We start from the raw sequence: 21,047 nt of genomic DNA on the forward strand, positions 1-21,047 counted from the left end.
GATGCCCCGTTCCCATGCCGCGCTGTGGCGCGATCCGGCCCTGCCCCATGTCGAAAGCCGCCGCGCCTGCCATAGCCGTGCCTGCTACAAGGCCCACAGCCACCCGACGTTTTCCATCGGTGTGGTGGACGCCGGCCATAGTCACTTCACCGGTGCCGGCAACGGCCAGCAACGCCTGACACCCGGCACGCTGGTGCTGGTCCCGGCCCGCCGCGTGCATGCCTGCAACCCAGAGCCTGGGCAAGCGTGGAGCTACCAGATGCTGCATGTGGATGCCGACTGGCTGGCGCAGCTACACATGGAGTCTGGGCTGGAGGGGGCCGGGCCTGGCGAGCCGGCACGTATCTGCCAGGTGCCGGAGGTGTATCGGCAGTTCTGCGAACTGAACAGCCTGCTGTTCTCCAGCGCCAGCAATGGCGAGAAGGATGCGGCGCTGATCGCCTTTCTGGGTGACATGGACTTTGCCAGACACGCGCCGCTGGCGCCGGCACCGGCACTGGCGGCGACCGCGTTGAGTGGGCTGATCGCGCACATCGAAGGTCAGGACCCGGCGCAGCTGAGCCTGGCGGTAATGGCGCAGCAGGCCGGGCTTGGGCGCTACCAGTTGATTCGCGCCTTTCGCGCCGCTACCGGTTTTACGCCGCATGCCTACCTGCTCAATGCCCGGGTCAACCGTGGGCGCCAATTGTTGAGTGAAGGGCAGCCACTGGCGGAGGTGGCCTATCAGCTCGGATTCGCCGACCAAAGCCATTTCCAGCGAGTGTTCAAGGCCCATGTGGGGGTGACGCCGGGGCAGTATCGGGGAGACTGAAGGCCTGTGCGGTCTCTGTAGGAGCGGCCTTGTGTCGCGAAAGGGCTGCGCAGCAGCCCCGGCAATCTGTGCTGCGGAGCTGAAAACCTGGGGCCGCTTCGCGCCCCATCGCGACACAAGGCCGCTCCTACAGGGGCCTGCAATATTGTTCAATACGGCATGAGCGCCGAGGGGCAGAGTCAGGCTTTTCCGCCAGAGCAGCCTCACCCCGATGCAACAGTTCCTGATCATCGCCCTCGCCCACTTTCTCGCCCTGCTTTCTCCCGGCCCGGACTTCTTCCTGGTCGCACGTACCTCGGTCAACGCCGGCTGGCGCGTCGCGAGCGGCGCATGCCTGGGTATCGCCCTGGCAAACGGCGTGTTCATCGCCATGGCTTTCACCGGCCTGTCGGTGCTGCAGGAAGGCAGCCTGCTGTTCACCATCCTGCAACTGGCCGGCGCCGGCTACCTGCTGTACGTCGGCACCCTGTTCCTGCGCCATGCCGGGCAAACCAGCCTGGGCGCAGTCGCTGGCAAGCAAACAGTGCACGGTTGGTGGCGGGGATTGGGCATGGGGTTCCTGTCCGGCATCCTCAACCCGAAAAATGCGCTGTTCTATGCCAGCCTGGTGAGCATGGTCGCCAGCGCCAGCATTGCCTGGAAAACAATCTATGCCCTGTGGATGTTCAGCATCGTGCTGCTGTGGGATCTGCTGGTTGCCGTGACCATCGGCAACCCGCTGGTACTGCGGCGCTTTGCCCGCTGCCTGCCGTGGCTGGAGCGGGCCTCCGGGGTCATGCTGGTGCTATTGGCTGCGGTACTGTTGTTTCACCTGGCCTGGGGCTGACCAGTTGCAGGGTCCGCATGTCCATCAAGGTGAAATGGCCACTGGCCCAGCCACCGGTATCCAGGTGCCAGACGTTGCCCAGCAGCTTGGCTTCCAGTACCGGCGTGTGGCCCACCAACAAGGCACGCAGGCCCTGCACTGGCTGGGTATCTCCTACCTTCAGGCGCCGCCGCGACCATTGGCACACTTCCCGTATCTTGGGGTCGTCATCCAGTTCCAGCCAGGTCCTCAACACCGTCCAATCGGCATATGGGCTGTCGGCATGCAGCAGGCCAACCAGGCCCGCCGCACTTTCAACCTCTATCGCAATCGGCAGCTGCTCGAAGCGCTCCACGAAACGCAATTGCCGGGCCCTCGGCAGGTCCAGAAACCAGCCACCACCGGCGGCGCGGTACATATCCAGATCGAGCCGCCCGCCGCGCACGCGTGTGATTGCCAAGGCCTCGTGGTTACCCTGCACGGCATGGAACCAGGGCTGCGCCAGCCATTCCAGCGCCGCCTCGCTGTCCGGCCCACGGTCGACCAGGTCTCCCACGCTGAACAGGCGGTCCACGGCCGGATCGAAACCTACCCCATCCAGGCATTGCTGCAAGCGCTGGAAGTGACCATGGATATCGCCCACCGCCAGGTCACGCCCCCGCAGGTTGGCAATAAGACGCCGAAACCGTGCCATTACAATCTTCCTCTGCTGGTAGCGCCATGCCAGGGGTAAAATGAAGGCACACGCAATCTGCCCCGGAGGTGCATCATGCGTACCGCCCTCGTGTGTGCCGTGCTCATGGCGCTGTCACTGGACAGCATGGCACAAGGTGCCCCGGCCGCGCAGGTCGAGGTACGTTTCGAGCATCCGGAAAAATTCCGCGATGCCAGCCTCGACAGCCACGGGTACGAGCGTGGCGCCGACGCCTATGTGATGAACACCCTGACCCAGTACCTGCAGAAGCTTGGCCAACGCTACCTGCAACCTGGCCAGCAATTGGTCATCGATATTCGCGACATCGACCTGGCCGGGCGTTTCGAGCCCTGGCACAGCCAGGCCTACGATGTACGTTACATGCGCGAAATCACCTGGCCGACCATCGACCTCAGCTACACCCTCACCCAACCGGGCAAACCCGACCAGCAGGCGCAGGAGCGGGTCAGCGACAAGATGTACCTCAGCCGCCCGGGCCGGGTCACGAGCAGCAGCGACCGCCTGTATGCCGAAAAGGCCATGCTCGACGACTGGTTCCGCCAGCGCTTCGCCGTCCACCCGGCATCCTGAAAGGCCCTTCACTGGTACAGGCGCAGGTGCCGGTAGTATGCTCGGCCTTTCAACCTGTACCAGGGAAGGGTTTTTCATGAAGTTGTGCGCCGTGCAACTGGCGTCGCTCAAGGGCGATGTGCAAGCCAACCTCGAACGCCACCTGGCCTGCATCGAACAGGCTGCAGCCCTTGGCGCGGAACTGGTGGTATTTCCCGAACTGTCACTGACCGGCTATGAGCCAACTCTCGCGCGGCAGGTCGCCCTCCCTGTCAGTTCGGCGCGGCTGGACCCGCTGCAGGCAGCCTGCGACCGGCTTGGTATCACCGTGGCCGTGGGCCTGCCACTACCGACACCTGATGGCATTCGTATCGGCATGCCAATTCTCAGCCCCGGTGTACCGCGCCAGGCCTATGCCAAGCGGCGCCTGCATGACGATGAACTGCCCTGGTTCACCCCAGGCGATCAAGCCTTGCTGCTGCAGGTCGGCGCCCACCGGGTAGCGCCTGCGATCTGCTACGAATCGATGTTCATGGCCCATGCGGCGGCCGCACGGGAACACGGTGCCGACCTGTATCTGGTCAGCGTGGCGAAGACGGCCAAGGGCATCCAAGAGGGTTATCTGCACTACCCCGAGGTGGCTCGTGAGCTGGGCATGACGGTGTTGCTGGCCAACTGCGTGGGGCCGGCCGATACCTTCATTGGCGCCGGTGGCTCGGCGGCATGGGACAGCCAGGGGCACCTGCTGGCCCGCCTGGACGACCGCAGCGAAGGGTTGATCGTGCTGGATACCGCCAACGCCAGTGCCATGGCGGTGCCTTTGGCCCCCCACCCAGCATGATCTACTTGTTCCTGGCGTTGCTGAGTTATGCCTGTACCTACTACCTGACGGGGCTGCTGATTCAGGGGCAACTGGCCGATGTGGCCGAGGGCTTGCGCCACCGGCCCGATGCGCCGACACCCGGCGAGTACCTGCGTGCAGTCAAGCCACATGCGCGCCGGGCTCATCGGCAGTACACCCTGGTGGCTGGCTCAGCGTTGGCCGTGCTGGTCTGCCTGGTCGCCAGCTGGTTCTGCTGACGACTTACAGGTCCAGTGCCAGGCTTTGCCGGCCCTCCAGCGCCAACAGGTACTGCTTGGCCGCCAGGCCGCCGGCAAAGCCGGTGAGGCTGCCCGAAGCACCGATCACCCGATGGCACGGGGCGATGATCGAGATCGGGTTGCGGCCATTGGCAGCGCCTACCGCACGCACCGCAGTGGGGTTGCCGACCTGCCGGGCGATGTCGCTGTAGCTGCGGGTTTCACCGAACGGTATCGCCAACAGCGCGGTCCACACCTGACGCTGGAATTCGGTGCCGGCAAAGTCCAGTGCCAGGTCGAAGCGCTGGCGTTTGCCGGCAAAGTACTCGCCGAGTTGGCGGGCGGTTTCAAGCAGTACCGGGCACTGGTCATCACGGTGCAGGGCGCCAAGGCGCACGCGGTTTTCCCGCTCCTCTTCCCAGAGTACGGCTGCCAGGCACTCGCCACGGGCTACCAGGGTCAGGGTGCCGACAGGCGACTGCATGAAGGTGAATGCGCTGGACATAAGCAGGCTCCTGCCAGGTTGCGATCAACCTACTGTACGCATCCACAGCCCTGCCTGCATCCGCTTTCTTGCTCAGGCAATCACGCTACCGCATATTGCCTGGGCGCGATGGGCTGCGAAGCAGCCCCGGAACCCCGAACCTCAATAATAGGTACGAGGCTGCTCGTCAGCCTTGTTCAATACCGTCCCCACCAGGTTCACCCTGGCCAGGTGATGCAGGCAATCTTCGATTTCCTTCCTGTTGTTCATACCGTTGGCCACTACCAGCAGCACACAATCGAACTTGGGTATCACGGTGATCGCATCGTCAGAGCTGAGCAGCGGTGGCAAATCGAAAATGCAGATGCGCGACTCGTAGCGGTTGCGCAGTTCGCTGATCAGGTTGTTCACCTTGGGCGATGACAGCATTTCGGTAGACAGTGGCACCGGTACCCGTGTGGGTAGTACCACGAACCGAGGCAAGGTCGGGTTGACCAGGCAGTCCTGCAGCAGGGCCTTGTCGGTCAGAAACTCGTTCAACGCCTGATCCATGGGTAGGCCCAGGCTGCTGCCGACCTTGGGCCGACGCAGGTCGAAGTCCACCAGCAAAGCGGTCTTGGTGGTGTGGTGGGCAATGCTCATGGCCAGGTTGATCGACAGCACCGTCTTGCCCGCTTCAGGGGTTGGCGAGGTGATTGCCAAGGTTCGCCAGCCATTCTCGTCCATGGTCCTGAGCACTTGCGTGCGCAGCAGGTCGATCGGCCCGTTCATGTGGGAGTTCTTGTTGTAGGCGACGATACGGTGCCGCTCCAGGTGCTCCGCGCGCAGCGGCACCACCTTGGTGTTCACGTAATCGAACTGGCCAGGCACTTCTGCCAGCGCCGTCCCAGGGGCGGGTGACAAGGCCTGCGGAGTGCCCGGGGTAACCTGGTGAAGATTATTGCCAACAGCCGGCTTGGTCCTGTCCATCACTGCTTTCCTATGCAAACCGAGACATGACTTTGAGCAACAGCACATCCAGTGGCATGTAGAACACGTGCACCAGCACCACCATGATAGCCGCCAGTACCAGTGCCGCCAGGATAAGCCAGTTGCGCCACCGCTTGCGCCTGGCCACATCGGCCTTGGTATCGATGTATGGCAACGCCACCAGCACCCGCCTGCCCAGCAGGTTTTCCAGGGCACCGACGCCGCGAACACGCTGATTGAACATTTCCATCAACATCACCAGCGCACCGCCACCTGCTGGTGCCAGCACCAGGCCCAGAGCAGCGATTTTCTTGCGGTTGGGCTTGATCGGTTTCTCGGGCATCAGCGGTGGTTCCAGCAGCACGAAGCGCTCGGCCTTGTTCTCCTGCTCCAGGCTTTCGGTAATCTTCGCACCCATTTCCTTGGCGCGGATTTCCTCGTACTTCTTGCGCGCATTGTCGTGGTCGCGCATCAAGGTCACCAGGCCACGCTCGACCTGCGGTGCCTCGAGGATCTCGGCCTCGTAGCCTTCCATCTTGCGGGTCAATTCGCGCTTCTGCTCGGCCAGCGAAGCAATGCGCTCCTGTGCCGCACTCATCTTGGCGCGCACGCGGGCGACATCAAGGCCGACCGTGGAGGCCGCAAGCGTGCGATTGCCACTGGCTTCGAGCGCCTGGATCCTGCGCTTGACCGCCACCACATCGGGGTGGGCTTCCTTGTAGCGGCTGAGCAGCCGGGCATACTCGGCCTTCAGGCTGGGCAGGTCCTGGGGCTGTTCGGCACTGGCCGCCCTGGGGCCTTCCCCGGTTTTGGTGGCCAGCCCGGCACTGGCCGCAGACAGTTCCAGTTCAAGGTAACGCAGCTCTTCCTGGGCGGCCTTGTAATCACGGTCGACCTCGCGGAACTCCAGCTCCGACCGTGACAGCATGTTCATGCGCAAGGTCTGGTGTTCGGGCAAGGCGTTGGCGTGGGCCTGCTTGAAATCCGCCAGCTGGTTTTCCAGGCTGGCCAGCTCGGCACCCAGCTTGTTCGCCTCCTGGGTGAGGAACTCGGTGGTTTCGTTGGCTCGCTCGGTACGCTGCTTGAGGTTCTCGTTGAGGAACAGCGTCACCAGCTCGTCGGCGACTTCCTTGGCCACCTCTGGCTGCTTGTGCTCGAAGGACACATTGAAGGCCACGGTCGCTTCACCGCGCCCGCGTACATAGGTGGTGAGGGTCTCGACCACGACGGCACTGCGCATGTGGTCGATCTTGTCGCCGTCGCTGAAGCGCTTGTCGGGGAAGAGGTTGTACTTGTCGATGATGCGTAGCAGGTTTTCGCGGGTCATCACCCGTTGGCGGATCACTTCGATGCGTTCATCGGCAAAGCTGGTGTTGTTGGTCGACACCAGCTCGGGGGAAATTTGCTGCGACTCCACCAGGATGGTGCCGGTCGATTGGTAGATCGGCGGCACCATCACCGCGACTGCGACGGTCGCGGCCAGGATGACTGCGATGCTCAACCCCAATAACAGGGCCCGGTCCTTGATTATGGCGATGTAATCTCTGAGGGAGAGCTCGTAGTCGGACTTCATGGGGCCACCTGCCTGAAGTTCAGATGTCGGGGTACCTGTACGTCAACGTCAAACCCACGATAGTAGCGTTCGCATCGGCTTCGTGATCCTGCTGCCGTTCCTTGTACATCAGCGACAGGCGCAGGTCCCAGTACGGCGAAAACTCGCGGCTGGCCCACACGCTGTAAGTCTGCAGGGTGTTGGGGGTCTGCCCTTTGCTGTCTTGCCAGGCAGCGTCCGCGCCCACCCGAGTCAATTCGCTGACGGCATAACTCCACACACCGCGCACCTGGTCCAGCTCGGCGAAGCCGCCTTCGGCACTGGCCACCGTGCTGCGTTCTGCTGTGAAGCTGGCGACGGCGCGCGCACCGGTATACAGCAGCGCTACCCCACCCTCCCCACGTCGGCCACCTTCGTCACCGGAAACCTCGGTGACACCCACATGCGCGTCGGCGCTGAGGCGTTCGGAGAGCTGGTACTTGACCCCGACCGCCGGGCTGTAGCTGTTGGACGCCGTCGCCGTCTGGTCCTGCTCGGGCTCATAGCGCCGGGCGCCAAAGCGGCTGTACAGATCGGCCCGCTCGCTCCAGGCGTAGGTCCAGGTGAACACGTTGCCCAGTTCTTCGTAACCCGTCAGCGTACTGATGTCATAACGTGCACGGTTGTACGTGGTTTCGTTGCTCAGGGTGCTGCGTTCGGTAACCGCCTGGCTCCAGTTGCCGGCCAGCGTATACAGCTTTTGCGTGCCATCGGTGGTGACCACGCCGGTATCCAGCACCGTTCCCGAAAGCGTCGAACTTTCGTTGTAACGCGCCAGCAGGCCGAACCGCCCGCGCTCGGTCTGGCGCTGCCAGCCCAGGCTGACGTCGGGGTCCTCACGGTCGTCGACCACCGCCGTGTCAGATGAGCGTAATACGTTCATGCCCAGCCCCAACCTCAGTTCGTCACGGTCGAAGGTACCGATCAGGGTGTAATCGGGCGCGATGATCGTGCGCGTTATGCCCTTTTCACCCGACGACAGCAGCAAGGGGTTGCTGTCATGTTCGACGGATGTCGGTACTACCACCGTAGACTGCCAATTTGCTGCCAGGACTGTGTCCGTAAATGGCAACACCAAGATTGCCGTTGCAATGCTAGTTGTTCTTAGAAGAGGCATTAAGTGTTCTTATTGAAGGCAAGATCAAGGAACGACCAGCGTATCGCCAGCCTGCAGTTGGATGTTGGTGGACATATCCCGGCCAGACACCAGGTCTCTATATCGCACGGGCAGGATTTTTTGGGAAGCTCCGGTGCCACGCACCACCTTGATTTCGCTTTCATCGGCAAACTTGTCCAGGCCGCCAGACATGCTCAGGGCCTGCAGCACTGCCGTAGGGCCTGCCATTTGTACCGGCCCGGGTTTGATCACCTTGCCTTGTACATAGACCAGGTTACCGGCAATGCTCTTGACGACAACGCTGACGTTCGGGTCGGGGAGAAACTTCTCGAGTTTGGCAGCCACTTGTTTTTCAACGGTCGTCACATCCAGCCCGGCAACATCGATGCGCCCGGCCAGGGGGAACGTGATACTGCCATCGGGAAGTACAGTGGCTTCCTGGCGCAGGCTATCTTCCTGCCATACCGAAACCATCACCACATCGCCGGGGCTGAGCAGGTAAGTAGCATTGTTCGGGTCGGCCTTACCGGCACCAGACCACGCCATCAGCATGCAGAACGCGGCAAACATTGAACGCACCATGAGGGTCCCTCCGGCCGAAACGGCCCGAAAAAGAGCACTGAATGAGAACAACACACCAACTCTCGCTCCGCTTCGCGGCATACGCCAACCGCGATGGCCTCGATCTTCCAGAGGCCTGCCTTGACGCTGTGCAGCCTGGGCTGTGCTGCCTGCAACCGTGGACCTGCACGGGCTACTGGCAATATAGCAACGGCTCGGGAATTCACAAGCCAGGCCCCGGGCCGCTGGCGTCAAGGGTTAACCCCAGGCTGGCGGACTCAGATCTTGTTCCTGTTGGCGACTGCCACGAAGCCAACGACAGCAAATGCAAAGAACCAACCTGCGGTTGAAACAGGGATGATACTGTTCTGATTGATATACATATCCGCCGCACGCGCCGCGCCACTCAACAGCGCCAGCAAAGACATCGATTTGATAATCAGAGCCGTGCGCATACGCCCCTCCTGTAAGAGGAAAATCAAGTATTTGTTGGCGTGGTGTTCGCGAGTTGCATGACTGTTGAATTGAGCTTATGAACACAATGACATTGCGTCAACGATTCGACACTATAATAAAATTCAATGGGCAACGGATGGTATCGTCAAAATATCGACGTACAAGTTGAGCATAAGGCGCTGCCATGGTGGCGCCAACGTTTCATCCCTGAGAAAGGCAAGGCGGGGCGCTCTGGCGCCCCGGCGTCTTATTCGTCTGCGTGGTGCACCACGACCAGCAACTGCGCCGGCAGTGGCCCTACCGACCTTAGCCGGTGTGGTGTCTGGGCATTGAAATGCAAGGCATCGCCTTGCTCCAGCAGTACGCGCTCGCTCATGAAGTCCACTTCCACTTGGCCGGCGTGGACGAACAGGAATTCTTCGCCCAGGTGTTCCTTGAACGTGGGGTCGCTGAACTCGATCGGCGGCTGGATCAGGAACGGCAGCAGGCTGCGCTGCCCGACCTGGCTGGTGAGGGCAGCGTACCCCGGCCCGGCCCCGTCACCCACCAAGGCCTGGCGCTCGCCATGGCGCACCAGGCTGTAGCGGCTCTGGCCGGCCTGCTCCTCGGCGAACAGTTCTTCGACATTGACATTCAGAGCCCGCGCCAGCTTCAGCGCAGCGGCGATCGAGGGGGTATTCAGGCCACGTTCGACCTTGGACAGATAACTCTTGGTCATGCCGGTCTTGTCGGCCAGCAGCTCCAGGGTCATCCCCAGTTTCTTTCGCAGCAGTTTCAATCGGATAAACATGTGACGCGAGATTCCCAGGCGAAGGCAGCCGGGTAATGATACGTGGACTGCTCAGGAAATGCTGGGGCGGCTGTGCCGTTGCTACAGGGATAGCGTCGACTTTCTGAATTTGGGCAAGACAGTTGCTCCCGCACGGGTTGTGCAGTCGGGGGTCACATTGTTGTCGCCGGCCCCCTGACCGACTGGCTCGGCTTGCCGCCGGATACCCGCCAGCTCACTGCGGTAATCCCGTAGCGCTCGGCCATCGGCCTGCTGACTTTCCTTATTTTTTCGCGCCCGAACTTGGGGATGATGCCGATGCCCGCATCGCAACTCGCCCAGTGCCAGGCCTCGGCATTGTCCAGTGTTTCCAGACGGATTATGAAACTGCGTGGCTGGCCATGCAGTTGATAATCGATGATGTACAGCTGTGGGCTAGGCATCGCAGGGGCCTCCTCTTCTCCATGGATGACACCCTGATTGATCGGGGCTCGGCCGGAAGATTCAAAAAATTGTCGAACAAGAGGGACCAACGGCCTTGGATGCCTCGGTACGCAGGACTTGGCCGCCACCCGGCACCTGCGGTACCGGGTGGCCTGCAACCTCGACTCACTGTTGACGCCCCCCGCCGTGGCTGTTCTGGCCGCCCTTGCGCCCGGCCTCCGATGCCCGCTGGCGGTCATTGGCGAAGTTGCCGCCAGATGCCTGCCCGCCTTTGTGCCCCGCACGGGAGGCCCGTTCCCGGTCATTGGCAAAATTGCCAGGGTTGGTTTCCTTGGTGCCGCCGCGCTGGCTGGTTCGCTCTTGATCCTGCGCCATGTGGTTTCTCCTTGCGATGGATGGGTCGCATGGATGTTCGCCATGCTTTGGTTCCGAGCCGCCGATCACGGAGTCTGCTCAATGGTTTTGCCGGCAACTGACCAGTGGCACCAAACATGGGCCGGCAAAATGTTTGCGTGACATAAGCAGCTGGGTCGCACTTTCCTTCGCAAGCAGAGGTCTCAATGACATGGCGACGGCCTATAATCCCGCCACACACACGCCCGATGATGCTGCTGAGGGCGGAACGTCCCGGTCTGTACAAGGCTCCGTCCATGAAGTCGTCCCTCAAGCAACCTGCCTCGCCCCAGAACCCGGCGCTCAGCCCCAGCCACCTGGATTTTCCGGTGGTGGGCATCGGTGCATCGGCAGGCGGCCTGGAAGCGATCTGTACGTTGTTCCGGCAAATGCCCAACGATTGCGGCATGGCCTTTGTCGTGGTCCTGCACCTGTCCCCCGACCACCAGAGCGTCGCCGACCGCATCATCCAGGAGACCACGCAGATGCCGGTGCGCCAGGTGACCGAGCCGGTGCCGATCGAGCGCAACCACATCTACGTGATTTCACCAGCCAATCGCTTGTCAACCAACGACGGCTACCTGCGCGTGACCCCCGCCAACCGCCGCCGTGGCGACCACGTGGCCATCGACCTGTTCTTCCGTGACCTGGCTGACGTGCACAAGGACCACGCCTTCTGCGTGGTGTTGTCCGGCACCGGTGCCGACGGCGCCGTGGGCCTTTCGCGGATCAAGGAGCAAGGCGGTGTGACCCTGGCGCAAACCCCGGACGACGCTCAATACGACAGCATGCCCCGCGCTGCCATCGAGACCGGCATGGTCGACCTGGTGCTGCCGGCGGCAGAAATGCCGCAGAAGCTGCTGGAGCTGTGGCGCAATGCCCGCCAGGTGCGGCTCCCGGAAATAGAGGACGACACCCTGCCACCAGCCTTGGGCACCCGCGCAGGCGATGCCCAGGCCTGCGAGCCGATGCTCGAGGAGATCCTGCTGCAATTGCGCAGCAATACCGGCCACGACTTCCAGCACTACAAGCGCGCCACGGTGCTACGGCGCATCGAGCGCCGCCTGCATGTGACCGGCCAGGCAGACCTGGCGGCCTACCTGCATTACCTGGAACAGCACCCTGCAGAATCCAGGGCGCTGCTGGCTGACATGCTGATTGGCGTGACCAATTTCTTCCGCGATCGCGAAGCCTTCGAAGCCCTGGAGCGCCATGTGCTGCCGCAGCTGGCCTGCGAACGCGACCCGGCCGAGGGCGCGGACGAGATCCGCGTGTGGTCGGCCGGCTGCTCCACCGGCGAAGAGGCTTACAGCCTGGCCATTTTGGTTTGCGAGCAGCTGGCACTTGAGCAGCGCTCGTGCAAGGTTCAGGTGTTCGCCACCGATCTGGACGAACGCGCCATCGGCATCGCCCGCAGCGGCTCCTACCCCGAAGCGATCGTCACCGACGTGCCGCCCAGCCGGCTGCGCCAGTTCTTCATCAAGGAAGACCAGCATTACCGGGTGCGCAAGGAGGTTCGCGAAAAGGTGCTGTTCGCCCGGCATAACCTGCTGTCGGACCCACCGTTCTCGCAGATCGACCTGATTGTCTGCCGCAACCTGCTGATCTACCTGGACCGCGAGGTGCAGCGTGACATCCTGCAGATGTTCCACTTCGCCCTGCGCCCGGGTGGCTACCTGTTCCTCGGTTCGTCCGAGTCGGCCGACGTGGCCAATGAACTGTTCGCCCCGGTGGACAAGCGCAACCGCATTTTCCGCGCACTCGATGCCAGCAATACCGGCCACCGTTCCGGCCGCCAGCTGCCCGGTACTTCGGCCGCCAGCATGCCGCAGGATGTGCTGGCCAAGGCCAAGCCGGGGCGCAAGCCATCCTTCGCCGACCTGCACTACCGCGCCCTGGCGCGCCGCATGCCGCCCAGCCTGATCGTCGATATCGACGGCAATATCCTGCACATGAGCGAAGGCGTGGGGCGTTTCCTGCAACTGGCCGGTGGCGAACCGAGCCGCAGCCTGCTGAACCTGGTGCTGCCGCCCCTGCGCCTGGCCCTGCGCAGCACCTTGTTCCAGGCGCGTCAGGGGACCGAGGCGGTGACCTCGCGCCCTGTCGACCTGGCGGAAACCATGGGCAAACTGCAGGTGGAGATCACCGTGCAGCCGTACAAGGACGAACTCGGTGCCAGCGATTGCCTGCTGGTGGTGTTCGAGGAGCGCGCGCCCGACCCGTCCCTGCCGTTGCCCGGCGTCATCCGGCAGACTGACAGCATGGTCCTGCACAACCTCGAACGTGAACTGCAGCGCACTCGCCTGCAGCTGCAGGAAACCATCGAGCAGTCCGAGGTCTCCAGCGAGGAGCTGACGGCTTCCAACGAAGAGATGCAGGCCATCAACGAAGAGTTGCGTTCGGCCAGCGAAGAACTGGAAACCAGCAAGGAAGAGCTGCAGTCGATCAACGAGGAACTGCTCACGGTCAACTACGAGCTGAAGAACAAGGTCGAGGAAACCGACAAGGTCAACGACTACCTCAGCAACCTGATCGCCTGCACCGAGATCGCCACGGTGTTCGTCGACCGCAACCTGCATATTCGCTGGTTCACGCCGCGCGCCGCCGACCTGTTCAATATCCTGCCAGTCGATACCGGCCGCTCCCTGCTCGACATCACCCACCGCCTGGATTACCCGGCACTGGCCGACGATGCCCGCGCGGTGGCCCAGGGCGAGGCCATCATCGAGCGTGAAATCGGTGGCCAGGGTGATCACTGGTACCTGGCGCGCCTGCTGCCCTACCGCTCCAGCGAGCAGAAAATCGACGGCACGGTGCTTACCTTCATCGACATCAGCAGCAGCCATGCCGCCGAAGAGCGCGTGCGCCTGGGCGAAGAGCGCCTGAGCAAGCAATTGGCCGAGACGCAGAGCACCAGCCACATGAAGGACGAGTTCTTCGCCGTCATGTCCCATGAACTCAAGCACCCGCTCAACCTGATCCAGCTCAATGCCGAGATCCTGCGCCGCCTGCCGTCGCTGAGGAACATCAGTGCAGCGAGCAAGGCCGTTGGTACCATCTGTGATGCGGTAACCAGTCAGGCGCGGATCATCGACGACCTGCTGGATGTGGCGCGCATTCGCACTGGCAAGCTCAAACTCAAGACCGAACCGGTGGACCTGCTGGCCCTCCTGCAGGGCATCCATGACGTGGTATCAAGCGAGCAACACCCCTGCCCGGTTCGCCTGGAGCTGCCCGCCGACAACCTGCCGATGATGATCGAGGGTGATGTTACCCGTCTGGAGCAGATCATCTGGAACCTGCTGAACAACGCGCTGAAGTTCAGCCCGGCGGGCAACGAGATACGCCTGGTGCTGAGCCACGACGAGGATAGCGCACGCCTGCAAGTGATCGACCATGGCGTGGGCCTGAGCCACGACAGCCTCGAGCATATCTTCGACCTGTTCAGGCAGGCTGCGCCGCAGCAGGCCAGCCACAGCCGAGAAGGCCTGGGCATCGGCCTGTCGCTGGTACGGCAACTGGTCGAGGCCCATGGTGGTAAAGTCCGCGCGGCGTCACCGGGGCTTGGCCTGGGCTGCACCTTTACGGTCACCCTGCCCCTTTGCGATACGCAGTGCCCGCAGCGTGCACAGGGCTCGGAGCCGCTGAGCGTGGGCCGCCTGGATGGAATTCGCGTGTTGCTGGTGGATGACTCTGTAGAGGTGTTGGCGGTAATGCAGGAGCTGCTGGAAATGGAGAGTGCCAGCGTCAATGCCTTCAGCAAGCCACGTGAGGCCCTGGATGCCGCTGCGGGTGCGGAATACGACATCATCCTCTCGGATATCGGCATGCCGATAATGGACGGCCATGCGTTGATCAAGGCCCTGCGCGGCTACCCGCACCTGCGCCATACCCCGGCCATCGCCCTGACCGGCTATGGTGCCAGCGCCGACCAGCACAAGTCGCGCCAGTCAGGCTTCGACCGGCACCTGAACAAGCCGGTGGGTTATGACGAACTAGTGGAGGCCATCGAGGCCCTGAGCGGCTCGGTGCCTTACTGACCGTTGGTCGCTTTGAACGCAACGTTCATTGCGGCCGGGGGCCGAATCTACATGGAATCAAGGATTCGCCCAGGAGCCTGAATGAAACCAGTCAAGCATCGCGCAACCATCATCTGCCGGCATGGCAAACAACCCCATAAATGGTTGTGGGTGAGAAAGCCCAATGCCGCCTGGACCCTGCCCGGCGGCAAGATAGAGCCCGGCGAGACGCCGGTACAGGCAGCGGAGCGTGAATTGCTTGAAGAAACCGGGTTGCAGGCAGAATCGCTGACCCTGTTGATGCGCCATGAAGCGGCAGAGCGCATGCATTATGTGTTCGAGGCGGAATTCGCCGATGCTCCGCATCCCAAGGCGTTGCATGAAATTGCCGATTGCCGGTTCGCCCACCCGGATCAGGTGCCCACGCTCAAGGACGAGATCAAGCTGCTGATCCGTTCGTTGCTGGCCTGTGACCGGGCTACGGCAGCGTCAGTGAGGTAGACCTTCTCCACCTGTACCGGCCCTTTCGCGGGTGAACCCGCTCCCACAGGTTCGGTTGAGTGGCTGAGGAGATTGCCCAGCACTTTTGGTCTGGGCTGTCGTGCAGGCTTGTCAGTACCGGCCTCTTCGCAGCACAAGGCTGCTCCTACTGAACCTCACTAAACCGATGAGTCATGTGTGGTTCTGTGGGAGCGGGTTCACCCGCGAAGAGGCCGGCACAGGAATCGCTAGGCATGCACGCTCCACTGACATGCCTCCACCTCGATCGGCATTTCGTCTACGGCATGGATCATCCCGTTCGCCAATGCCTCCCGTGGCCCCAGTATCCGCGGGTAGGCCATCAGATACCGCGGCACATCCAGCACCTCGTCCGCCCCTTCGGTTCGCTCGGCGACGATCTGTGCGTACAGCCGCAGGTCATAGTCCAGGCTCATCGCATATTCGGCCATGCGTGAGTGGTCGACCGAGCCATGCAAGGTCCAGTGGAACGGGTGGAACAGGAACTTGCTGTAACTGCATGCCGTACGCCGTTCCCCGGCCAGGAACAGGATGTTGCCCATGGATTCCACCGTGCCCAGGTTGTGGGTGTGCACCTCGATCGGTAACGCCCGCAGATAGTTGTACAAGGTAAACCCGTAGCTGCACTCGCCGCCCATGGTGGCGATGTTCAGTTGCAGTACATCGGCGCCTTGCTGCAAGGCTCGCGAACAGGTGTTGATCAGGTTGCCGCAGGTGGATGAATTGATGGGCCCGGTAAAGTGGACGATATGTCTGGCCATGCTTGCCTCCAGGGTTGGCAGGTCATTCCTTGGTTTTCTGCGCATCGTCACCCTGCCCGGCCATCTGCCGGTACTGCTTGCGCAGGGCATGCAGCTCGGCCGGATCCATGTCTTCAAGGTCCAGCAGCGCCTTGTGCGCCTGTTGGGTGGTGCGCAACAGCTCATCGATCTTGATGTGCAGTTCGTCGTTGTCGCGGTTCTGGGTGTTCTGGATCAGGAACACCATGAGGAAGGTGATGATGGTGGTCGATGTGTTGATCACCAGTTGCCAAGTGTCGTTGAAGCCGAACAACGGCCCGGTCACTGCCCAGATCAGGATAAGCAGGCAGGCGATGCCGAAGGTCAGCGGGCGGCCAGCCCAATTGGCCAGCCATTGGGCGAAACGGTCGAATTTCATCCTGGCTCCCTTCCTCGTAGCGGGTATTCGGTGGAAACGTCGCAGGCCGCAAAGTTCCGCGCGGCATCAGCCTTTTCCGTTGGTCAACCGTGCTGAACCCTGGCCGCTGTTGACCGGTCGCACTTTCAGAGTGACCGAACAAGGACCCGGCAATGAGGAAGGCAGCGTGAGCGATATCCGCATCGGCATCTCCGGCTGGCGCTACGGCCCGTGGCGCAAGGATTTCTACCCGAAGGGCCTGCCGCAGGACGAAGAACTGGCGTTCGCTTCGCGAGCGGTCAACAGCATTGAAATCAACGGCTCGTTCTATAGCCTGCAAACACCCGAACGTTACCAGGGCTGGCATGACGAAACGCCGCCCGGGTTCGTGTTCGCGGTGAAAGCCCCGCGCTACATCACCCATGTACGTCGGCTGAAGGACATCGAAGAAGCCATGGCCAATTTTTTCGCATCCGGGCCGCTGCTGCTCGGCAAGAAGCTGGGGCCATTCCTGTGGCAGTTTCCACCGAACATGAAGTTCGACGAGGCCCGCTTCACAAGTTTTCTCGAATTGCTACCGCACAACCGCAAGGCAGCGCGCGAATGCGCACTAGGGTGTGCGCAGCGCCTGAGGGGCAACGGTGGTACTGACATCAAGGGCAATGCACGGCTGCGTCACGCCGTGGAAATCCGCAATGAAAGCTTTCTGTGCGAAGCCTTCATCAAGCTGCTGCGCAAGCACCGTGTGGCGCTGGTAGTGGCCGACAGCGCCGGGAAATGGCCCTATGTCGAGGACGTTACCGCCGACTTCGTGTACATGCGCCTGCATGGCGATGTCGAACTGTACAGCAGTGGCTATACCGCCCAGGCGCTGCGGCGCTGGAAGCAGCGTATCCAGCACTGGAGCCAGGGCCGCCAGGCCGACGATGCCCAGCTGGTAGTGCCAGGGCCGCCACCGCGGCGCGCCGCCCGTGACGTCTACTGCTACTTCGACAACGACCAGAAGGTCCACGCGCCTTATGATGCCCGACGCCTGTTGCAGAAGCTCTCGCTGGACCATGAGCTGATGACCGAGCCTGGCGTGGTGCCGGAGGTGACCCTGTGAACAGGACCCTGCCTGCCCCGCACTGCATCATCGACAAGGTCACTGCCGTGCGTCGGCTGAATGTATTGACGCTGAACGTGCACAAGGGCTTCACCTTCTTCAACCGGCGCTTCATCCTGCCCGAGTTGCGCGAAGCCGTGCGGGCCACCGGCGCCGACCTGGTATTCCTGCAGGAAGTGCACGGCAGCCACCAGCAACATGCCCTGCGCCATCCGGCCTGGCCGGATACGCCACAGTACGAGTTCCTGGCCGACAGCATGTGGCCGCAGTTCGCCTACGGTCGCAATGCCGTATACCCCCATGGTGACCACGGTAACGCGCTGCTGTCGAAATTCCCCATCAGCCGCTTCGACAACCTGGACGTCTCGGTGCAGGGCAACGAGCAGCGCGGCCTGTTGCACTGCCAGCTGGAAGTGCCTGGCCATGACCAGGTGCATGCGGTGTGCGTGCACCTGGGTTTGCGCGAGGCTCACCGGCAACGCCAGGTGAAGCTGCTGCTGGACCTGCTCGACAGCCTGCCGCCCAAGGCACCGGTGATCGTTGCCGGCGATTTCAACGATTGGCGGCTGAAGGCCGATGCGGTGCTGTGCGAACACCTGGTGGAAGCGTTCGGCGAGCATTTCGGCACCCCGGCGCGTAGTTTCCCGGCGCGTCTGCCGCTGTTGCGCCTGGACCGCATCTACCTGCGCAACGCCATGCCCGGTACGGCTCAGGTGCTGTCGAAATACCCGTGGTCGCATCTTTCCGACCACGCCCCTCTGGCTTCGGAGATCAAACTGTGAACCGACCCTGGGTAGACGGCAACAGCGTGCAGTTGCTGATCAATGGCGAGCAATACTACCCCCGCGTGTTCGAGGCCATGGCCCAGGCGCGGGAAGAAATCCTGCTGGAGACCTTCATCATCTTCGACGACAAGGTTGGCCAGCAATTGCAGCAGGTACTGATTGATGCCGCCCGCCGCGGCGTACGCGTCGAAGTGGCCGTGGATGGCTACGGCACGGCCGACCTGCCTGAAGCATTCATTGCGGCCATGACCGATGCCGGCGTCAGTTTCCATGCCTTCGACCCGCAGCCGCGGCTGGTGGGCATGCGCACCAACCTGTTCCGGCGCCTGCACCGCAAGATCGTGGTGATCGATGGCGAGCGGGCCTTCATTGGCGGCATCAACTACAGCGCCGACCATCTGGGCGACTTTGGCCCCATGGCCAAGCAGGACTATGCCGTGGAGGTCGTCGGCCCGGTGGTGGCACAGGTTCATGCCTCCAGCAAGCGCCTGATGTCACCGGTGCTGCAGCCGCCCAGCGCGGTAAGGCCATTGACCGAGCCTGCCGGTACCTGCACCGCCGTGCTGGTCGAGCGCGACAACAAGGTGCGCAGCACCGATATCGAGGCCCACTACCTGCAGGCGTTTCGCAGTGCCCGACGGCGCATCGTGGTGGCCAATGCTTATTTCTTCCCGGGCTACCGGCTGATGCGTGAATTGCGCAATGCGTCCCGGCGCGGCGTGGAGGTACGGCTGATCCTGCAGGGCCAGCCAGACATGCGCTGGGTACGGGCGTTGTCGCGGCTGCTGTACAACTACCTGCTGCGCGACGGTGTGGCCATTCACGAGTACTGCCAGCGGCCACTGCACGGCAAGGTGGCGCTGGTGGACGATGAGTGGGCCACGGTCGGCTCCAGCAACCTGGACCCGTTGAGCCTGTCGTTCAACCTGGAGGCCAACCTGTTCATCCGCGACCGCGACTTCAACCAGCAGCTCAACCAGCACCTGCAGATGCTGGCCAGCGAACAATGCAAGCCGGTCACCTTGGAACGCATGGTGCGCGGTTACTGGTGGCGGGCGCCGCTGATTTTCCTGTGCTTCCACGTTATTCGCCATTTCCCGCGGATTGCCGGTTGGTTTCCGGCGCACCGCCAGCACTTGCGCTCGGTGCAGCCGGAGGCCGAGGCACAGGGTGACTATCACGAGGGCAAGACCTGATGGCGCGAAAACACTGGCAAACCTGGGGCAAACGGCTGTTCACCCTGGCATTCCTGATCCTGATCCCTGCGCTGCTGTACCTGCTGGCGCGCAACCTGGACTGGAACGAAGTGCGCCAGTCGTTGCTGGCCTACAAGCCCGGTACCCTGGCCATCGGCCTGGTGCTGGCAGCGTGCAGCTACCTGACATTTGCCAGTTACGACTTGCTGGCCCGGGCCTACACCGGCCACCAACTACCGGCTCGCCAGGTGCTGCCAGTGGCCTTCGTGTGCTATGCGTTCAACCTCAATTTCACCACTTGGGTGGGCGGCGTCGCCTTGCGCTACCGGCTGTATAGCCGCCTGGGCCTGGACACCGCAACCATCACGCGCATCCTCACCCTGGGCCTGCTGACCAACTGGATGGGCTACATGCTGCTGGCTGGCACGGTGTTCGCCTTGCGCCTGGTCGAGCTGCCCGCCAACTGGGCGGTGGGCGCCACCGGCCTGCAACTGATCGGCCTGGTATTGCTGGCGATTGCCGCAGGCTACCTGTTGGCCTGTGGTTTCGCCAAAAAGCGAACCTGGCGCTGGCGCGAGCATGAGGTAACGCTGCCGTCGCTGCGCCTTGCGCTGTGCCAGGTGGTACTGGGTGCCAGCAACTGGGCGCTGATGGCACTGCTGATCTTCTGGCTGCTGCCTGGCGAAGCCTTCTACCCGTCGATACTTGGCATCCTGCTGATCAGTTGCGTTGCCGGTGTGGTCGCGCATATCCCGGCCGGGCTGGGTGTGCTGGAAACGGTGTTCCTGGCCCTGCTGCACGGGCAGCTTGCGCAAGGCACGCTGGTGGCGGCCCTGCTGGGCTACCGCACGCTGTACTACCTGGTGCCGCTATTGCTGGCGGTGCTTACCTACCTGATCCTGGAGAAACGCGCCAAGGCCATGCGCCGGCGTGACAAGCCGGCCTAGAGCTGGCAAGGGCCACTGGCCCCGGAGGTGACAAATGCCTGGTGCTGTCTTGAAGCCGATGTTGATACTGATGATGACCAGCCTGGTCAGCGGCCAGGCCCTGGCCGAAGCCTGCAACGTGCTCACCCGCTCCTCCAGCGAGGCAGTCACGCCGGTGGAGCGGCACAGCTGCTACAGCTACAGCAACCTGCCCGCCGAAGCGATCAACTGGTCATGCAGCAACGAGAGCAAGGACATGCTAAACAGTGAAAAGCACAAGGTCGCGCGTTGTGCGGATGGCAGCGTTGGCAGCTGCATCGCACCGTTGACCCAGGAGGCATTGGCCAACCCCAAGGCGGCTGGCGGTGACAAACCGGCGTTGCCCAAGGATGCGCGAGTGATCACCTACTACTACGACACCCCCAGCCTGGGCCAGGCCCGCACCGATTGCGAGCGTAACAACGGCATCTGGCAGACTCACTGATTCTGCAGGCTCGCGCGCTGCTTTTTGTGGGAGCGGCCTTGCGTCGCGAAAGGGCCGCAGCGCGGCCCCAGGATTTCAGCTTCGCACGGAAAATTGCCGGGGCCGCTTTGCGGCCCTTTCGCGACACAAGGC

24 protein-coding genes are annotated in these 21,047 nt (G+C 62.6%); 12 read left to right on the plus strand and 12 right to left on the minus strand.

The genetic code is table 11. The features are described 5' to 3' along the window. Position 1: 1 nt before the first annotated feature. Both IRZ77_RS02800 and IRZ77_RS02805 read left to right on the plus strand, forming a co-directional pair. The gene (locus IRZ77_RS02800; RefSeq protein ID WP_085598992.1) at positions 2-811 is read left to right on the plus strand and encodes a helix-turn-helix transcriptional regulator; all 810 of its coding nucleotides are present in this window, start codon (positions 2-4) and stop codon (positions 809-811) included. Between the two features lie 211 nt (positions 812-1,022). After that, the gene (locus tag IRZ77_RS02805) at positions 1,023-1,637 is read left to right on the plus strand and encodes a LysE family translocator (protein WP_108480974.1); all 615 of its coding nucleotides are present in this window, start codon (positions 1,023-1,025) and stop codon (positions 1,635-1,637) included. Here the strand turns inward: IRZ77_RS02805 and IRZ77_RS02810 are convergent. Next, positions 1,585-2,310: a metallophosphoesterase gene (locus IRZ77_RS02810; RefSeq protein WP_108480975.1), complete on the minus strand. Its 726-nt coding sequence runs from the start codon at positions 2,308-2,310 to the stop codon at positions 1,585-1,587. The two genes, IRZ77_RS02805 and IRZ77_RS02810, sit on opposite strands and share 53 nt — an antisense overlap. A 75-nt stretch (positions 2,311-2,385) precedes the next feature. On the opposite strand from IRZ77_RS02810, the gene IRZ77_RS02815 reads away from it, so the two are divergent. The 3 genes from IRZ77_RS02815 (at position 2,386) to IRZ77_RS02825 (ending at position 3,960) form a co-directional block, all read left to right on the plus strand. After that, positions 2,386-2,901 carry a DUF3016 domain-containing protein gene (locus IRZ77_RS02815; protein WP_085598986.1) on the plus strand — a complete coding sequence of 172 codons (516 nt, stop codon included), beginning with the start codon at positions 2,386-2,388 and terminating at the stop codon, positions 2,899-2,901. 76 nt (positions 2,902-2,977) lie between these two features. Then, positions 2,978-3,721 carry a carbon-nitrogen hydrolase family protein gene (locus IRZ77_RS02820; protein WP_108480976.1) on the plus strand — a complete coding sequence of 248 codons (744 nt, stop codon included), beginning with the start codon at positions 2,978-2,980 and terminating at the stop codon, positions 3,719-3,721. Further along, positions 3,718-3,960, plus strand: a complete 243-nt coding sequence (locus tag IRZ77_RS02825) for a hypothetical protein (protein ID WP_046616688.1) — start codon at positions 3,718-3,720, stop codon at positions 3,958-3,960. Before IRZ77_RS02820 ends, IRZ77_RS02825 begins: the two co-directional genes overlap by 4 nt. A gap of 4 nt (positions 3,961-3,964) precedes the next feature. On the opposite strand, the gene IRZ77_RS02830 is transcribed toward IRZ77_RS02825, so the two are convergent. The 9 genes from IRZ77_RS02830 to IRZ77_RS02870 form a co-directional block, all read right to left on the minus strand. Further along, positions 3,965-4,465, minus strand: a complete 501-nt coding sequence (locus IRZ77_RS02830; protein ID WP_046616689.1) for a methylated-DNA--[protein]-cysteine S-methyltransferase — start codon at positions 4,463-4,465, stop codon at positions 3,965-3,967. Between the two features lie 141 nt (positions 4,466-4,606). Further along, a complete protein-coding gene (locus IRZ77_RS02835; protein ID WP_108480977.1) occupies positions 4,607-5,413 on the minus strand; it encodes a CpsD/CapB family tyrosine-protein kinase in 807 nt (268 codons plus the stop codon). 10 nt (positions 5,414-5,423) lie between these two features. Beyond that, positions 5,424-6,986: a GumC family protein gene (locus IRZ77_RS02840; protein ID WP_108480978.1), complete on the minus strand. Its 1,563-nt coding sequence runs from the start codon at positions 6,984-6,986 to the stop codon at positions 5,424-5,426. A gap of 19 nt (positions 6,987-7,005) precedes the next feature. After that, positions 7,006-8,121: a hypothetical protein gene (locus tag IRZ77_RS02845; RefSeq protein WP_085598978.1), complete on the minus strand. Its 1,116-nt coding sequence runs from the start codon at positions 8,119-8,121 to the stop codon at positions 7,006-7,008. 24 nt (positions 8,122-8,145) lie between these two features. Beyond that, the gene (locus tag IRZ77_RS02850; protein WP_046614251.1) at positions 8,146-8,703 is read right to left on the minus strand and encodes a polysaccharide biosynthesis/export family protein; all 558 of its coding nucleotides are present in this window, start codon (positions 8,701-8,703) and stop codon (positions 8,146-8,148) included. Between the two features lie 257 nt (positions 8,704-8,960). Continuing rightward, on the minus strand, positions 8,961-9,137 hold the full coding sequence (gene eppA, locus IRZ77_RS02855; protein WP_170978847.1) for an EPS-associated small membrane protein EppA: 177 nt from the start codon (positions 9,135-9,137) through the stop codon (positions 8,961-8,963). A 248-nt stretch (positions 9,138-9,385) separates the two neighbouring features. Next, complete coding sequence (locus IRZ77_RS02860; protein ID WP_108480979.1) at positions 9,386-9,928, minus strand: helix-turn-helix domain-containing protein; 543 nt, start codon at positions 9,926-9,928, stop codon at positions 9,386-9,388. Between the two features lie 152 nt (positions 9,929-10,080). After that, positions 10,081-10,350: a DUF6555 family protein gene (locus IRZ77_RS02865; RefSeq protein WP_108480980.1), complete on the minus strand. Its 270-nt coding sequence runs from the start codon at positions 10,348-10,350 to the stop codon at positions 10,081-10,083. A 166-nt stretch (positions 10,351-10,516) separates the two neighbouring features. Then, complete coding sequence (locus IRZ77_RS02870) at positions 10,517-10,726, minus strand: con-10 family general stress protein (RefSeq protein ID WP_003259459.1); 210 nt, start codon at positions 10,724-10,726, stop codon at positions 10,517-10,519. Between the two features lie 275 nt (positions 10,727-11,001). Here IRZ77_RS02870 and IRZ77_RS02875 point away from each other — a divergent pair, with 275 nt between their 5' ends. Continuing rightward, positions 11,002-14,784: a CheR family methyltransferase gene (locus IRZ77_RS02875; RefSeq protein ID WP_108480981.1), complete on the plus strand. Its 3,783-nt coding sequence runs from the start codon at positions 11,002-11,004 to the stop codon at positions 14,782-14,784. Positions 14,785-14,865: 81 nt separating this feature from the next. After that, on the plus strand, positions 14,866-15,264 hold the full coding sequence (locus IRZ77_RS02880) for an NUDIX hydrolase (RefSeq protein ID WP_196172808.1): 399 nt from the start codon (positions 14,866-14,868) through the stop codon (positions 15,262-15,264). A 227-nt stretch (positions 15,265-15,491) separates the two neighbouring features. Here the strand turns inward: IRZ77_RS02880 and IRZ77_RS02885 are convergent, their stop codons facing one another. Together IRZ77_RS02885 and IRZ77_RS02890 are read right to left on the minus strand one after the other, a co-directional pair. Further along, on the minus strand, positions 15,492-16,043 hold the full coding sequence (locus IRZ77_RS02885; RefSeq protein ID WP_196172809.1) for an ATP-dependent Clp protease proteolytic subunit: 552 nt from the start codon (positions 16,041-16,043) through the stop codon (positions 15,492-15,494). A 22-nt stretch (positions 16,044-16,065) separates the two neighbouring features. Beyond that, positions 16,066-16,440 (minus strand): low affinity iron permease family protein, encoded by a 375-nt coding sequence (locus IRZ77_RS02890; protein WP_046614164.1) that lies wholly within the window; start codon positions 16,438-16,440, stop codon positions 16,066-16,068. Positions 16,441-16,606: 166 nt separating this feature from the next. Between IRZ77_RS02890 and IRZ77_RS02895 the strand changes: the two genes are divergently transcribed. The 5 genes from IRZ77_RS02895 to IRZ77_RS02915 are packed head-to-tail and all read left to right on the plus strand — an operon-like array spanning position 16,607 to position 20,915. Further along, positions 16,607-17,524 (plus strand): DUF72 domain-containing protein, encoded by a 918-nt coding sequence (locus tag IRZ77_RS02895; protein WP_046614384.1) that lies wholly within the window; start codon positions 16,607-16,609, stop codon positions 17,522-17,524. Continuing rightward, on the plus strand, positions 17,521-18,306 hold the full coding sequence (locus IRZ77_RS02900; RefSeq protein WP_046614165.1) for an endonuclease/exonuclease/phosphatase family protein: 786 nt from the start codon (positions 17,521-17,523) through the stop codon (positions 18,304-18,306). The genes IRZ77_RS02895 and IRZ77_RS02900 overlap by 4 nt, the downstream gene beginning before the upstream one ends. Continuing rightward, positions 18,303-19,505 carry a cardiolipin synthase ClsB gene (gene clsB, locus IRZ77_RS02905; RefSeq protein ID WP_108480983.1) on the plus strand — a complete coding sequence of 401 codons (1,203 nt, stop codon included), beginning with the start codon at positions 18,303-18,305 and terminating at the stop codon, positions 19,503-19,505. The genes IRZ77_RS02900 and clsB overlap by 4 nt, the downstream gene beginning before the upstream one ends. Beyond that, complete coding sequence (locus IRZ77_RS02910; RefSeq protein WP_085598963.1) at positions 19,505-20,452, plus strand: lysylphosphatidylglycerol synthase domain-containing protein; 948 nt, start codon at positions 19,505-19,507, stop codon at positions 20,450-20,452. The genes clsB and IRZ77_RS02910 overlap by 1 nt, the downstream gene beginning before the upstream one ends. Positions 20,453-20,486: 34 nt before the next feature. Further along, on the plus strand, positions 20,487-20,915 hold the full coding sequence (locus IRZ77_RS02915) for a hypothetical protein (protein WP_108480984.1): 429 nt from the start codon (positions 20,487-20,489) through the stop codon (positions 20,913-20,915). Positions 20,916-21,047 lie beyond the last annotated feature (132 nt).

Source organism: Pseudomonas pudica, assembly GCF_015680405.1.
Lineage (GTDB): Bacteria > Pseudomonadota > Gammaproteobacteria > Pseudomonadales > Pseudomonadaceae > Aquipseudomonas > Aquipseudomonas pudica.

Excerpts from the sequence above, each read along its gene's own strand:
- IRZ77_RS02800 (WP_085598992.1), top strand. The coding sequence starts at position 2 with ATGCCCCGTTCCCATGCCGCGCTGTGGCGCGATCCGGCCCTGCCCCAT.
- IRZ77_RS02805 (WP_108480974.1), top strand. The coding sequence starts at position 1,023 with ATGCAACAGTTCCTGATCATCGCCCTCGCCCACTTTCTCGCCCTGCTT.
- IRZ77_RS02810 (WP_108480975.1), bottom strand. The coding sequence starts at position 2,310 with ATGGCACGGTTTCGGCGTCTTATTGCCAACCTGCGGGGGCGTGACCTG.
- IRZ77_RS02815 (WP_085598986.1), top strand. The coding sequence starts at position 2,386 with ATGCGTACCGCCCTCGTGTGTGCCGTGCTCATGGCGCTGTCACTGGAC.
- IRZ77_RS02820 (WP_108480976.1), top strand. The coding sequence starts at position 2,978 with ATGAAGTTGTGCGCCGTGCAACTGGCGTCGCTCAAGGGCGATGTGCAA.
- IRZ77_RS02825 (WP_046616688.1), top strand. The coding sequence starts at position 3,718 with ATGATCTACTTGTTCCTGGCGTTGCTGAGTTATGCCTGTACCTACTAC.
- IRZ77_RS02830 (WP_046616689.1), bottom strand. The coding sequence starts at position 4,465 with ATGTCCAGCGCATTCACCTTCATGCAGTCGCCTGTCGGCACCCTGACC.
- IRZ77_RS02835 (WP_108480977.1), bottom strand. The coding sequence starts at position 5,413 with ATGGACAGGACCAAGCCGGCTGTTGGCAATAATCTTCACCAGGTTACC.
- IRZ77_RS02840 (WP_108480978.1), bottom strand. The coding sequence starts at position 6,986 with ATGAAGTCCGACTACGAGCTCTCCCTCAGAGATTACATCGCCATAATC.
- IRZ77_RS02845 (WP_085598978.1), bottom strand. The coding sequence starts at position 8,121 with ATGCCTCTTCTAAGAACAACTAGCATTGCAACGGCAATCTTGGTGTTG.
- IRZ77_RS02850 (WP_046614251.1), bottom strand. The coding sequence starts at position 8,703 with ATGGTGCGTTCAATGTTTGCCGCGTTCTGCATGCTGATGGCGTGGTCT.
- eppA (WP_170978847.1), bottom strand. The coding sequence starts at position 9,137 with ATGCGCACGGCTCTGATTATCAAATCGATGTCTTTGCTGGCGCTGTTG.
- IRZ77_RS02860 (WP_108480979.1), bottom strand. The coding sequence starts at position 9,928 with ATGTTTATCCGATTGAAACTGCTGCGAAAGAAACTGGGGATGACCCTG.
- IRZ77_RS02865 (WP_108480980.1), bottom strand. The coding sequence starts at position 10,350 with ATGCCTAGCCCACAGCTGTACATCATCGATTATCAACTGCATGGCCAG.
- IRZ77_RS02870 (WP_003259459.1), bottom strand. The coding sequence starts at position 10,726 with ATGGCGCAGGATCAAGAGCGAACCAGCCAGCGCGGCGGCACCAAGGAA.
- IRZ77_RS02875 (WP_108480981.1), top strand. The coding sequence starts at position 11,002 with ATGAAGTCGTCCCTCAAGCAACCTGCCTCGCCCCAGAACCCGGCGCTC.
- IRZ77_RS02880 (WP_196172808.1), top strand. The coding sequence starts at position 14,866 with ATGAAACCAGTCAAGCATCGCGCAACCATCATCTGCCGGCATGGCAAA.
- IRZ77_RS02885 (WP_196172809.1), bottom strand. The coding sequence starts at position 16,043 with ATGGCCAGACATATCGTCCACTTTACCGGGCCCATCAATTCATCCACC.
- IRZ77_RS02890 (WP_046614164.1), bottom strand. The coding sequence starts at position 16,440 with ATGAAATTCGACCGTTTCGCCCAATGGCTGGCCAATTGGGCTGGCCGC.
- IRZ77_RS02910 (WP_085598963.1), top strand. The coding sequence starts at position 19,505 with ATGGCGCGAAAACACTGGCAAACCTGGGGCAAACGGCTGTTCACCCTG.
- IRZ77_RS02915 (WP_108480984.1), top strand. The coding sequence starts at position 20,487 with ATGCCTGGTGCTGTCTTGAAGCCGATGTTGATACTGATGATGACCAGC.